10 protein-coding genes and 1 pseudogene are annotated in these 13252 nt (G+C 58.6%); 5 read left to right on the top strand and 6 right to left on the bottom strand.

Translation table 11 applies throughout. The annotated features are described in order from the left end of the window. Nucleotides 1–240 precede the first annotated feature (240 nt). Nucleotides 241–975 (top strand): ArsR/SmtB family transcription factor, encoded by a 735-nt coding sequence (locus BK658_RS23895; protein ID WP_123584456.1) that lies wholly within the window; start codon nucleotides 241–243, stop codon nucleotides 973–975. A gap of 134 nt (nucleotides 976–1109) precedes the next feature. Beyond that, on the top strand, nucleotides 1110–2501 hold the full coding sequence (locus BK658_RS23890) for an MFS transporter (RefSeq protein ID WP_123584455.1): 1392 nt from the start codon (nucleotides 1110–1112) through the stop codon (nucleotides 2499–2501). Between the two features lie 117 nt (nucleotides 2502–2618). Here the strand turns inward: BK658_RS23890 and BK658_RS23885 are convergent, their stop codons facing one another. Continuing rightward, nucleotides 2619–3572, bottom strand: coding sequence for an adenosine deaminase (locus BK658_RS23885; protein ID WP_123584454.1), 954 nt, complete (start codon nucleotides 3570–3572; stop codon nucleotides 2619–2621). Between the two features lie 186 nt (nucleotides 3573–3758). On the opposite strand from BK658_RS23885, the pseudogene BK658_RS23880 reads away from it, so the two are divergent. After that, nucleotides 3759–4848, top strand: a pseudogene (locus tag BK658_RS23880) (calcium:cation antiporter). Nucleotides 4849–4861: 13 nt separating this feature from the next. Here BK658_RS23880 and BK658_RS23875 read toward each other — a convergent pair. The 5 genes from BK658_RS23875 to BK658_RS23850 form a co-directional block, all read right to left on the bottom strand. Beyond that, complete coding sequence (locus tag BK658_RS23875; RefSeq protein ID WP_123584453.1) at nucleotides 4862–6220, bottom strand: 8-oxoguanine deaminase; 1359 nt, start codon at nucleotides 6218–6220, stop codon at nucleotides 4862–4864. 254 nt (nucleotides 6221–6474) lie between these two features. Continuing rightward, nucleotides 6475–7161 (bottom strand): SDR family oxidoreductase, encoded by a 687-nt coding sequence (locus BK658_RS23870; RefSeq protein WP_123584452.1) that lies wholly within the window; start codon nucleotides 7159–7161, stop codon nucleotides 6475–6477. 612 nt (nucleotides 7162–7773) lie between these two features. Further along, nucleotides 7774–8355, bottom strand: coding sequence for an IMPACT family protein (locus tag BK658_RS23860; RefSeq protein ID WP_123584451.1), 582 nt, complete (start codon nucleotides 8353–8355; stop codon nucleotides 7774–7776). A gap of 11 nt (nucleotides 8356–8366) precedes the next feature. Next, nucleotides 8367–9017, bottom strand: coding sequence for a TetR/AcrR family transcriptional regulator (locus BK658_RS23855; RefSeq protein WP_123584450.1), 651 nt, complete (start codon nucleotides 9015–9017; stop codon nucleotides 8367–8369). Between the two features lie 109 nt (nucleotides 9018–9126). Next, nucleotides 9127–10047 carry a LysR family transcriptional regulator gene (locus BK658_RS23850; RefSeq protein WP_019693711.1) on the bottom strand — a complete coding sequence of 307 codons (921 nt, stop codon included), beginning with the start codon at nucleotides 10045–10047 and terminating at the stop codon, nucleotides 9127–9129. A 139-nt stretch (nucleotides 10048–10186) separates the two neighbouring features. On the opposite strand from BK658_RS23850, the gene aptA reads away from it, so the two are divergent. Together aptA and BK658_RS23840 are read left to right on the top strand one after the other, a co-directional pair. Next, nucleotides 10187–11536 carry an omega-aminotransferase AptA gene (gene aptA / locus BK658_RS23845; protein ID WP_123584449.1) on the top strand — a complete coding sequence of 450 codons (1350 nt, stop codon included), beginning with the start codon at nucleotides 10187–10189 and terminating at the stop codon, nucleotides 11534–11536. Between the two features lie 75 nt (nucleotides 11537–11611). After that, nucleotides 11612–13105: a CoA-acylating methylmalonate-semialdehyde dehydrogenase gene (locus tag BK658_RS23840; RefSeq protein WP_123584448.1), complete on the top strand. Its 1494-nt coding sequence runs from the start codon at nucleotides 11612–11614 to the stop codon at nucleotides 13103–13105. The last annotated feature ends 147 nt before the right edge of the window (nucleotides 13106–13252 follow it).

The raw sequence follows: 13252 nt of genomic DNA, 5'->3' as shown, positions 1-13252 counted from the left end.
GCGCATATACTAGCGCCTGCCTGGTGTCGCACCGTTGTCGGCGACGTTGCGATGTCTCGCTCAAGGCGGTTGGACGCTGTGCTGATCGTTGTTGAGCCCGGTCGGGGTTTTCGAAGAGGTTCGTCGCATCCGTTGGTTATACCGCCCGGCTTTTGGCGGTTTTCACGCCTTGGCCGGCAGCACATTACTGGTCAAGATGTCCCAGAGCAGCAGACAAATGATTCAACAGGGAGTGAATACATGGAACATGCACCTTGCATCAGCCAGATAGCCACGTTGCTGGCAGACCCTAAGCGTAGCGCGATGATGTGGGCCTTGATGGACGGTACTGCACGGCAATCCGAGGAGTTGGCATTGCTGGCAGGCTTGTCGCCGTCATCGGCGAATGCGCACCTGGGGCGCTTGTCCAGCGGTGGACTGTTGAAAGTCGAGGAGCGTGGGCGCAAGCGGTTTTTCCGGCTTGCGGCTCCCGAAATCGGTGCGGCGGTTGAAGCGCTGGCCAGCGCCACTCTGGCCAGTTTGCCAGGCAAGGTTCCAGAGTTGCTCAAGCGCACCAGCCCATCGACGAAAGTGCGTACAGCGCCTTCGTCATTGCTTCGGGCCAGGCTCTGTGAAGACCATCTGGGGGGAAGCTTGGCAGCCGATCTGTATCAGCGAATGCTCGATGCCGGCTGGATCGAACAGCTGGACAAGCGTGTCATCGTGACCCACAAAGGCGCCAATCGGCTGGCAACCCACGGCGTGTTCATTCAGGCCCTGGCCCACAGCACCTCGCGCGTAGTCTGCGCCTGCCCTGACTGGAGTGAACGTCGACCGCACTTGGGTGGAACCCTGGGGGCGGCGGTGTTGCAGCTGTTCATGCAGTCTGGCTGGTTGCAGCTGCCCAGCGACACGCGTGTTCTGCAGATCACCGCGGCCGGTCAGCGTGAAATCGATCAGTTCGCCAAAGAGGCCGAGTTGGAAATGGCGCTCTAGCAGCAGTTGAAATCGACGTCTGTGGCCAGAGGTTTCAGACGTCGCTCAGAGCTGTGGCCAGGTCGTATCCAGCAATAGTGACCCCAGGCGATCCCGCACACTCGGTTCGGGGATCATCGAATGGGGGATAGGGCATGGAAACGCAGGGCTATAGCGCGGCAGAACGTCTGGAACGACTGCCCATCAGCGGTTATCACCGGATCATTTTCATCATCATTGCCCTGGCATTTTTCTTCGACTCCATGGACCTGGCAATGATGACGTTCCTCTTGGGGTCGATCAAAGCCGAGTTCGCTCTGAGCACGGCGCAGGCTGGACTGCTGGCCAGTTCGAGCTTCTTCGGCATGGTGCTTGGCGCGTCTTTGTCCGGGATGCTTGCCGACCGCTTCGGGCGAAAACCGGTGTTTCAGTGGAGCATCGTGTTGTGGGGCATCGCCAGTTACCTCTGTTCTACGGCGCAAAGCGTCGAGATGCTGACACTGTTTCGAGTTCTTCTGGGGATCGGCATGGGCATGGAATTTCCGATTGCCCAATCGATGTTGTCCGAGTTGATCCCGGCCAAACGGCGCGGGCGCTATATCGCGTTGATGGACGGTTTCTGGCCGCTGGGTTTTGTCGCGGCGGGCGTGCTGTCTTACTTCCTGTTACCGCTGGTTGGCTGGCGCGACATCTTCCTGGTGCTGGCGGTGCTGGCGGTGCCGGCGGTGTTTGTCCTGGCGATCCGCTTCTTCATTCCCGAGTCACCACGCTGGCTGGAACAGGCCGGGCACCATGTGGCAGCGGATAGGGTTTTGCAGCGTATTGAAGACAAGGTGCGGGCCTCGCTGGGGCGGATCAATCTGCCGGAGCCGATTCGTTTACCCAGAATCGAGAGTCGCCCGGGGCACTTTCTTTCGGCCTTGAATGAAATCTGGTCACCTTTGTACCGCCAACGCACGATGATGATCTGGAGCGTCTGGTTTTTTGCCTTGCTTGGCTTCTATGGCCTGACTTCCTGGCTCAGTGCATTGCTGCAACAGTCAGGGTTTGCGGTGACTCAGTCGGTGTATTACACCGTGCTGATTTCCCTTGGCGGGATTCCCGGTTTTCTCATGGCGGCTTGGCTGGTGGAACGTTGGGGGCGCAAGCCGGTGTGCATCATCACCTTGCTCGGTGGTGGGGTGATGGCGTTTTTGTATGGGCAGAGCGCGGTGTTTGGCGGCAATGTCAGCCTGTTGATCAGTTCAGGCCTGCTGATGCAGTTCTTCCTGTTCGGCATGTGGGCCGTGCTCTACACCTACACCCCGGAGCTCTATCCCACTTCGGCGCGAGCCACCGGTTCAGGGTTTGCCTCGGCGATTGGCCGGGTTGGCTCGTTGCTCGGGCCATTGGTCACCGGGCTGGTGTTCCCGATAACAGGGCAGGGCGGGGTGTTCGCCTTGGGTGCGATGTGTTTCGCAATTGCCGCGGGCGTGGTCTGGCTGTTCGGAATGGAAACGCAGGGCAAGACGCTGGAGGAGTTGAGCGAAGCCGCGCAAGTCGGTTAAACACTGAACCTGTGGGAGCGGGCTTGCTCGCGAAAGCGGACTGACATTCAACATCAAGGCTGGATGTTATGGCCCCTTCGCGAGCAAGCCCGCTCCCACATTAGATTTTCTGCAGTCTTACGGTTTGACCAGTCTGGCATCCAGGCTGTTCTGCGCCAGGCGCTTGGCCTGATCCTGGGTCATGCCCAAATGGGTATACAGCGCATGGAAATTTTCGGTGACATAACCGCCGAAGTACGCCGGGTCATCCGAATTCACCGTAACCTTCACCCCACGCTCAAGCATGTCGAGGATGTTGTGCTGTGACATATCATCGAACACGCACAGCTTGGTGTTGGACAGCGGGCAAACGGTCAACGGGATTTGCTCGTCGATGATCCGCTGCATCAGGCGCTCGTCTTCGATGGCACGCACGCCATGGTCGATACGCTTGATTTTCAGCAGGTCGATGGCTTCCCAGATGTACTCCGGTGGGCCCTCTTCACCGGCGTGAGCAACGGTCAGGAAACCTTCATGACGAGCACGATCGAACACGCGCTGGAACTTGCTCGGCGGGTGGCCCATCTCTGAACTGTCCAGGCCGACGGCGACAAACGCATCACGGAACGGCAGCGCCTGGTCGAGGGTTTTTTCGGCTTCTTCTTCGCTCAGGTGACGCAGGAAACTGAGGATCAAACCGCTGGTGATGCCCAGTTGCTGTTCACCGTCTTTCAACGCGCTGGCGATGCCGTTAAGCACCACTTCGAACGGCACGCCACGGTCGGTATGGGTTTGCGGATCGAAGAACGGTTCGGTGTGAATCACGTTCTGCGCCTTGCAACGCAACAGGTAGGCCCAGGTCAGGTCGTAGAAATCCTGAGAGGTGCGCAACACATCGGCGCCCCGGTAATACAAGTCCAGGAACTCTTGCAGGTTGTTGAAGGCATAGGCCTTGCGCAGGGTTTCGACGTCGCTCCATGGCAGGGCGATCTTGTTGCGTTCGGCCAGGGCGAACAGCAACTCAGGCTCCAGCGAGCCTTCCAGGTGCAGGTGCAATTCTGCCTTGGGCAGGGCGTTCAGCCAGTCGTACATATTCTTTTCTCATCAGAGTGCAGATGGTGAGCATTCTACAGATGCCTGTAGAAACAATTAGCAAAACCTGACCGGTCGGTTCAACAAACTACCTCCTGGTGCGCTAACGTTCAACCAACCATTAGCCTGGCGTTAGATCACTCTCTCATCGCCCAGGTTTCGCGTGATCCGGCAAAAAGGCCCGCCATGCTCGCATTCCTCAAGCAAGAAACGTTTCTGTTGCTGGCCCTGCTCGCCGCGTTCGCAGGCTATCCGCTGGGGCAGTGGTTGTTGCACAGCGGTCAGGTGATTGCACTCATCGGTGGCCTGGTGCTGATCGCTTTTATTGTCTGCGCCTCAATGCGCGTCGCTCATCACGCGGAGTTGCTGGCGGAAAAAGTCGGCGATCCCTACGGCACGATGATCCTGACCCTGGCCGCGGTGTTGGTGGAAGTGGTGATTCTGGCGATCATGATGAGCAATGAGGCGTCGCCAACTCTGGTGCGCGACACCATCTACTCAGCGGTGATGCTCGACATCAACGGTATCCTCGGACTGGCCGCGCTGATGGGCGGCCTCAAGCATGGTGAGCAGTCTTACAACGATGACTCGGCACGCATCTATAGCGTGATGATCCTCACGGCCATGGGCGTTTCGATGGTGGTGCCGGAGTTCATTCCCGAGGCAGACTGGAAAATTTATTCGGCCTTCACCATCGGTGCGATGGTGGTGCTGTACACCCTGTTTCTGCGGATGCAGGTGGGTCCCCACAGTTACTTTTTCAGTTATAGCTACCCGGAAAAAACGCCGCAAGAAAGAACCGCCCGAAACACCGCAACCGATCAGTCTCGGGCTGTCCATTGGTACGTTGGCGTTCGGTGTGGGGGTGATCGGTGCGTTGGCTGAGGTAATGTCCAAAACTCTGGCACTGGGCCTGGAAGGGACAGGCGCACCGCCAGTATTGACGGCAATTCTAGTGGCGGCGGTTTCCGCTGCACCGGAGATTCTCACGGCGTTACGCGCCGCACTGGCCAATCGTATGCAATCGGTGGTGAACATTGCGTTAGGGGCATCGCTGTCGACGGTGATTCTGACGGTACCGCTGATGGAAGCCATGGCGCTTTACACCGGCCAGCCGTTCCAGATGGCCATGACCCCGGTACAGACCGTGATGGTGTTCATCACCCTGATTGTCAGCGCGATCAACCTCAACGATGGCGAAACCAATGCCATCGAAGGGATGACGCACTTTGTGCTGTTTGCGACCTTCATCATGTTGTCGGTGTTGGGGCTGTAGAGCTGGTGTCCGGTCAGACGCCGCTGATCAACTGCCGTGCCGCCTGGCTGTGATCGGCAATCAAGCCTTTGAGGTCCAGTCCTTCGACTTGCCCGTCGATCACTCGCCATTTTCCGCCGATCATCACCCTGTCAGCACGATCCGCACCACACAACAGCAATGCCGAGATCGGGTCATGGCTGCCAGAGAAACGCAGCTCATCGAGCTTGAACAGCGCCAGGTCGGCTTGCTTGCCTACCGCGAGTTCGCCGATGTCGCTGCGACCGAGCAGCTTCGCCGAACCCTGGGTGGCCCAGCCCAGCACCAGCTCCGGGGTGATTTTCTCTGCGCCATAACGCAGCCGTTGCAGGTACAGCGCCTGACGGGTTTCGAGGATCATGTTCGAGGCATCGTTGGATGCCGAACCGTCGACCCCCAGGCCCAGCGGTGCGCCGGCAGCCGTCAGCTCAAGAGTTGGGCAAATGCCTGATGCCAGGCGCATGTTCGAACTCGGGCAATGGCAGATGCCGGTGCCCGCGGCGCCGAGTCGGGCGATTTCGTCGGGGTTGAAGTGAATGCCGTGTGCCAGCCAGGTGCGTGGACCGAGCCAGCCAACGCTGTCCAGATAATCCACGGTGCGCAGGCCGAAGCGTTGCAGGCAGAAGTCTTCTTCGTCGAGGGTTTCGGCGAGGTGGGTGTGCAGGCGCACATCGAGCGTATTCGCCAGTTCGGCACTGGCCGACATGATTTGCGGCGTGACCGAGAACGGCGAGCAGGGTGCCAGGGCGATCTGGATTTGCGCGCCTTCGCCACGTTCGTGGTACTCGGCGATCAGGCGCTGGCTGTCGGCGAGAATCACTTCGCCTTGCTGCACGGTTTGCTGGGGCGGCAGGCCTCCATCCTTTTCACCGAGGCTCATTGAGCCACGAGTCAACATGGCACGCATACCGAGTTCACGGACGCTTTCGACTTGCACGTCGATGGCGTTTTCCAGCCCCTCGGGAAACAGGTAATGGTGGTCGGCGGCAGTGGTGCAGCCCGACAGCAGCAATTCGGCCAGGGCTACCTTGGTCGCCAGCGCGAGTTTTTCAGGGGTCAGTCGGGCCCACACCGGGTAAAGCGTTTTCAGCCAGGGGAACAGGGGCTGATTGACCACCGGTGCCCAGGCGCGGGTCAGGGTTTGATAGAAGTGATGGTGGGTGTTGATCAGTCCCGGCAGGATCACATGCTCGCGGGCATCGAAGACTTGTCCACAGGGTGTCGCCGGTTGTTGGCCTTGCTTGAGTACTTCGACGATCAAACCGTCTTGCAGCACCAGGCCGCCACGGGCATCGAGTTCGTTGGCCGTGAAGATCGCGAGGGGATTTTTTAACCAGATACGGGTCGCAGGCATTTGCCGGCTCCTCTGAAAGTTGGGTTCAGGTTCGCCAGCTCAGTGTTGCCCTGTCTGCTGATCCAGGGTCGCCGCGGGGGACGAAGTGCAGAGTTTCGAACAAAAGCGCTTTTCGGGCAAGCCTGGTCCGACAGGACGATGAATAACCTGTGGGAGCGAGCCTGCTCGCGAAAGCGGTGTGTCATACACCATTCACGTCGACTGACACGCCGTCATCGCGAGCAGGCTCGCTCCCACAGGGGGATGGGTGGTGTTTACCAGGGAATCGTTTCACCCCGGTAATTCACAAAATGATGCCCACCCTTGCCGGCATAGGCGTTCACCTGATCAACCAGCCCGCGGGTGCTGGTATCGACATCGATATCCGCGCCTTCACCGCCCATGTCGGTTTTCACCCAGCCCGGATGCAGCGACAGCACGGTCAGTTTCTGTTCACCCAACTGTGTGACGAAACTATTGGTCATCGAGTTCAGCGCCGCTTTGCTGGCTTTGTACAGTGCCAGTTCTGGCGCATCAGGCATCGTCACGCTGCCGAGCACCGAACTCATGAACGCCAGTACACCACTGCCTTCGCGGATCTGTCCGACGAAGCGCTGGGCCAGATTGATTGGCGCCACTGCGTTGGTGAAGAACAATTGACCCACTTCGGCCAGCGTCGCGCCACCGGGTGTCTGCACCTCCGGGCCTTTGACTCCGGCGTTGACGAACAACAGGTCGAACACCTGGCCTTTGAGTTGTTGGCTGAGGGCGATCACCGCTTGCTGATCGTCCATGTCGAGTTTTTCAATCCGTACCTTGCCCAGTGCCTGCAACGCTTCGGCGTTCTGTGGGTTACGCACCGTGGCGGTGACTTGCCAGCCGTCGGCCAGCAGGGTTTTCACCAGCCCCAGGCCGAGGCCGCGTGAGGCTCCGATGATCAGTGCGGTTTTTGCCGTAGACATGAGTGGCTTCCTTGAAAAAAAGGTCATGGGTTCAATGGACAACGTTGTCCGAGCCGTTGTTGCAGTTCCTGGCGTAATTCACCGATCTCACCAAGCGTAAAGCCCAGACGTTGGACGATCAAATGCAGAAGTTAGATTCGGGGTCAGGCACTACTTCAGGGCGAGGTGCAGGATTGGGTGCAGTTTTGGCTTCCGGTAATCTGGTTAAAAAATGAGCATGTGGCTGCAGGCTGTGCCGGCTATGCGACTGCGCCAGCCATGAACGGGTTATCCACAGGTTGCTCCACAGTATTTGTGCGCAAGCCAGAAACCCGGGCATAAGCACTGCAAGGCTTTCTTCTAAAGGTGATATGCCGCTCTAACTGTTTGTTTTGCGGTGGAATTGAACCTGTGGATAGCCAATTGAACGAAAAGTGATCAGCGGCCGCAAAGCCACGTTGTGGAAGGGTTACAGCGCTGTGTACTCAGGTTATCCACAGTCGGGTGCACAGCGGTTGTGGGCAAGTGTCGGAAATATTGGCACGGTGCCAATGCCCCAAAAGATCGCAGCGCTACGGGCGAAACAGGATCGCTTGTCGGAGCTGCCAAAGGCTGCGATCTTTTGATCTGTTTTCAACGTTGCAACAAAATTCGCCCACGGCTCAAATCCGCCAGTTGACGCTGCAAGGTCTCGATCTGCGTCTCACCAACGGCCAGTTGCAGTTCCACACCATTGGCGGTGAAGGTTTCTTCCGCCACCAACCCGCCTAGCTCCGCGACGCGCAGTTTGACCAGCGCCAACTCGCTGAAGCTACAGGCACAACGGATCGGCACCCGGCTGATCAGGGCAATCCGTTCGGCGCCTTGCAGGCATTTATTGGCGCTGCCGCCGTAGGCCCGTGCGAGACCGCCGGTGCCCAGTTGAATGCCGCCGTACCAGCGAATCACCACGACTGCGACCTGGTCGTAATCCTGCGCTTCGATCGCCGCGAGTATCGGCCGGCCAGCAGTGCCGCCCGGTTCGCCGTCGTCACTGCTGCGGTACTGATCGGCGAGTTTCCAGGCCCAGCAATTGTGTGAGGCGTTCAGGTCGCTGTGCTGCTCGATAAATATCTGCGCCTCGGCGGCACTGGTGATCGGTGCCGCGAGGGCGATAAAGCGGCTTTTGCGAATCTCTTCACGGTATTCGCAAACGCCTGCAAGGGTAAAAGGCATGGCTGAAGGTCTTAAATGGCTGGGGTGAGGCCGCAGCCTTTAAGAATGATACGGATCAGGTTATTGCTGGCATCTTCCATGTCTTGCTTGGTCAGCTTGGTACGACCGGTGACCCGGCAGATTTGCGTGGCGAAATCAGCGTAATGCTGGGTGCTGCCCCATAACAGGAAGATCAGGTTCACCGGGTCTACAGGGTCCATCTTGCCGGCATCGATCCAGGCCTGAAACACGTTTGCGCGACCTTGGAACCAGGTGCGGTAATCCTGGTTGAAGTACTCGGTCAGGCATTCACCGCCGCTGATGACTTCCATGGCGAACACCCGCGAGGCTTGCGGCTGGCGGCGGGAGAATTCCATTTTGGCGCGTATGTAGCGGGTCAGCGCTTCGGCGGGGTCGTCGTCACAGGTCAGGGTGTTGAAGGTGCTGTCCCACAACTGGATGATGTTGCTCAACACCCCGATGTACAGCCCGAGCTTGTTGGTGAAGTAGTAGTGCAGATTGGCCTTGGGCAGCCCGGCATTTTGCGCGATGGTGTTCATGCTGGTGCCCTTGAAACCGTGACGAGCGAATTCGATTTCGGCGGCTTTGAGGATCGCCTCTTCGTTCTTCTGACGAATGCGGCTGGCAGGCTTACCTGCGTGGGCTGGGACTTCAAAGGTCATGGGCGGTTCCGAGCGGGTCAGTGGGTGCACGGTGCGTTGATAGCGCACCCACAGGAATCCGACAAGCCTTGTTGCGATAAAAGCGTCAAAGCTGGGCCTTTCATGCGGTTTATCGAGTCGCCGCAAGGCTTTCCAGAAAGCTTTCCAGTACCAAATGCGGGCGCCGCCCCTTGCGTGTGACCGATGCCAGGCTCAGGTCATAAAAACGGGCGTCGGGTTTGAGCGCGCGCAAGCGACCTTGCTGCACCCACAGGCTGGCGTAGTGGTCTGGCAGGTAACCGATGTAGCGTCCGGTCAGAATCAGAAACGCCATGCCCTCGCGGTCCGATGCGCTGGCGGTGCAGTTGAGCGCCTGATAGTGCGCCTGGATCTCGGCCGGTAAACGGAAGGTCGGGGCGATCGCGTCCTGACTATTCAGGCGTTCATCGTCCAGCTGTTTATCGTCGACATAAAACAGCGGATGGCCGACCGCGCAGTAAAGCAGCGAACGCTCGCTGTACAGAGGTTGATACTCAAGACCCGACAAGGCGCTGGCCTGTGGCACCACGCCGACGTGCAAGCGCCCGTCGAGCACGCCTTGTTCGACTTCATTGGGCGCAATCATGCGGATCTGAATCTGCACGTCCGGCCCACGCTCTTTCAACTGCGCCAGTGCGTGGGTGATGCGCATGTGGGGCAGGGTGACGAGGTTGTCGGTCAGGCCGATGGTCAATTCACCGCGCAAGTGTTGATGCAGTCCGTTGACCTCGGTGCGAAAACTTTCCAGCGCACTTAATAGCTGCAACGCCGATTGATAGACCTCGCGGCCCTCTTCGGTCAGCGAGAACCCGGCTCGACCACGCTGGCACAGGCGCAGACCCAGTCGTTGTTCAAGATCGCTCATTTGCTGGCTGATGGCCGAGCGTCCAATCCCGAGCACACTTTCCGCTGCGGAGAAGCCGCCGCACTCGACCACGCTGCGAAAGATCCGCAGCAGGCGGATATCAAAGTCACTGACTTGCGCCAGTGGGTCGGGTCGGCGGCTGCTCATGCTTTTTACTCAAAAGTTTAGTGATTGGCTGACTGAAGGTTAGAAGAGTTGGATTTCACAGACTTTATCGTCGTGGCAACTTAGCTGCAAGAACGCTGTTAATCCCTACGCCGCTTATTGCCCTGCGAGGTTTTTGCTCATGAACGTGCCTGAAAACGCCCCGGTCTCCCTGGCCGGCCAACTCAAGCTCGATGCCCACTGGATGCCGTACACCGCCAACCGCAATTTCCAGCGCGACCCGCGTCTGATCGTTGCCGCTGAAGGCAGCTACCTGATCGACGACAAGGGCCGTAAAGTCTACGACTCGCTGTCGGGTCTGTGGACCTGTGGCGCAGGGCATACCCGCAAGGAAATCAAGGAAGCGGTAGCCAAACAGTTGGGCACCCTCGATTACTCGCCGGGCTTTCAGTATGGTCACCCGCTGTCGTTTCAGCTCGCCGAGAAAATCACCGAGCTGACCCCGGGCAATCTGAATCACGTGTTCTTCACTGACTCCGGTTCCGAGTGCGCCGATACAGCCGTGAAGATGGTCCGCGCTTACTGGCGTCTGAAAGGTCAGTCGACCAAGACCAAAATGATCGGTCGTGCCCGTGGCTACCACGGTGTGAACATCGCCGGCACCAGCCTGGGTGGCGTGAACGGCAACCGTAAGCTGTTTGGTCAGGCGATGATGGACGTCGACCACCTGCCGCACACTCTGCTGGCTAGTAATGCCTATTCCCGTGGCATGCCGAAAGAGGGCGGTATCGCCCTGGCCGAAGAGCTGCTCAAACTGATCGAACTGCACGACGCCTCGAACATCGCTGCGGTGTTCGTCGAGCCACTGGCCGGTTCTGCCGGAGTACTGGTTCCACCTCAGGGTTATCTGAAGCGTCTGCGCGAAATCTGCGATCAGCACAATATCCTGCTGGTATTCGACGAAGTCATCACCGGCTTCGGTCGTACCGGTTCGATGTTCGGTGCTGACAGCTTCGGCGTGACTCCTGACCTGATGTGCATTGCCAAGCAAGTTACCAACGGCGCCATCCCGATGGGCGCGGTGATCGCCAGTTCGGAGATCTACCAGACTTTCATGAACCAGGCGACGCCGGAATACGCGGTGGAATTCCCGCACGGTTACACCTATTCCGCGCACCCGGTGGCCTGCGCTGCCGGCCTCGCGGCACTCGACCTGCTGCAAAAGGAAAACCTGGTGCAGAGCGTGGCTGAAGTTGCGCCACATTTCGAGAATGCGCTGCACGGTCTGAAAGGTTCGAAGAATGTCATCGACATTCGTAACTACGGCCTGGCCGGTGCGATCCAGATCGCTGCGCGCGACGGCGATGCCATCGTGCGTCCATTCGAGGCGGGTATAGCGTTGTGGAAGGCGGGTTTCTATGTGCGCTTCGGCGGCGACACCCTGCAGTTTGGCCCAACCTTCAACAGCAAGCCGCAGGATCTCGATCGTCTGTTCGATGCGGTCGGCGAAGTGCTGAACAAGATCGACTGATTAGCCCTTCTATATAAGAACAAACAATGGACGCGCAGCGATGCGCGTCTGTGGACAATTTTTCAGGAGCCCCGCATGAGCCTCATCCCGCATTTGATCAATGGCGAACTGGTGACCGATAACGCTCGCACTGCTGACGTGTTCAACCCGTCTACCGGTCAGCCAATCCATAAAGTGCCGTTGGCCAGCCGTGAAACCATTCAAAACGCAATCGACTCGGCCAAGGCTGCATTTCCGGCCTGGCGCAACACGCCACCGGCCAAACGCGCCCAGGTGATGTTTCGCTTCAAGCAATTGCTGGAGCAGAACGAAGCGCGCATCGCTCAACTGATCAGCGAAGAACACGGCAAGACGCTGGAAGACGCCGCGGGTGAATTGAAGCGCGGTATCGAGAACGTCGAGTTCGCCTGTGCGGCGCCGGAAATCCTCAAAGGCGAATACAGCCGTAATGTCGGCCCGAACATCGATGCCTGGTCGGACTTCCAGCCGTTGGGCGTAGTGGCCGGTATCACCCCGTTCAACTTCCCGGCGATGGTGCCGCTGTGGATGTATCCGCTGGCGATCGTCTGCGGTAACTGTTTCATTCTCAAACCATCCGAGCGTGATCCAAGCTCGACGTTGTTGATCGCTCAGCTCCTGCTGGAAGCCGGCCTGCCGAAAGGCGTGTTGAGCGTGGTTCACGGTGACAAGGCTGCGGTCGATGCGTTGATCGAAGCGCCTGAAGTCAAGGCGCTGAGCTTTGTCGGCTCGACGCCGATTGCCGAATACATCTACGCCGAAGGTACCAAGCGCGGTAAACGTGTTCAGGCGCTGGGCGGGGCGAAGAATCACGCGGTGCTGATGCCGGATGCCGATCTGGATAACGCAGTCAGCGCACTGATGGGCGCGGCTTACGGTTCTTGTGGCGAGCGTTGCATGGCGATCTCGGTAGCCGTGTGCGTTGGCGATCAGGTTGCGGATGCGCTGGTGGCCAAACTGGTTCCGCAAATCAAGGCGCTGAAAATCGGTGCCGGCACTTCGTGTGGTCTGGACATGGGGCCACTGGTTTCCGGTCAGGCTCGCGACAAAGTCAGTGGCTATATAGAAGACGGTGTTTCCTCCGGCGCTTCCCTGGTCGTCGATGGGCGTGGTCTGAGCGTTGCCGGTCATGAGGAAGGCTTCTTCCTGGGGGGCTGCCTGTTCGATAACGTCACGCCAGAGATGCGCATCTATAAAGAGGAGATCTTCGGTCCGGTGCTGTGCATCGTTCGGGTCAACAGCCTGGAGGACGCTATGCAACTGATCAATGATCACGAGTATGGCAATGGCACCTGCATCTTCACGCGTGATGGTGAGGCGGCGCGGTTGTTCTGCGACGAGATCGAAGTCGGCATGGTTGGGGTTAACGTTCCGCTGCCGGTCCCAGTGGCTTACCACAGCTTTGGCGGCTGGAAGCGTTCACTGTTTGGTGACCTGCATGCGTATGGCCCGGATGGTGTGCGTTTCTACACGCGTCGCAAGGCGATTACCCAGCGCTGGCCACAACGTGCAAGCCATGAAGCCTCGCAGTTCGCATTCCCTAGCTTGTAAGTAGAAGGGCAGAAGGCCGGTCCACCCCTATATAGCGGTGGACCGGCCTTCGTGTTTTCGGGGCTTTTTGACTGATATGACAGATTTATGAAAATAGGTGTTGACGGCAGATTCTGGAAGTCTATAATTCGCCCCACTTCCGGCGCA

The organism is Pseudomonas brassicacearum, assembly GCF_003732175.1.
In the GTDB taxonomy this organism is placed as follows: Bacteria; Pseudomonadota; Gammaproteobacteria; order Pseudomonadales; family Pseudomonadaceae; genus Aquipseudomonas; species Aquipseudomonas brassicacearum_G.
Note: the sequence above shows the minus strand (reverse complement) of the source record. Positions and strands in the feature narration are given on the sequence as shown.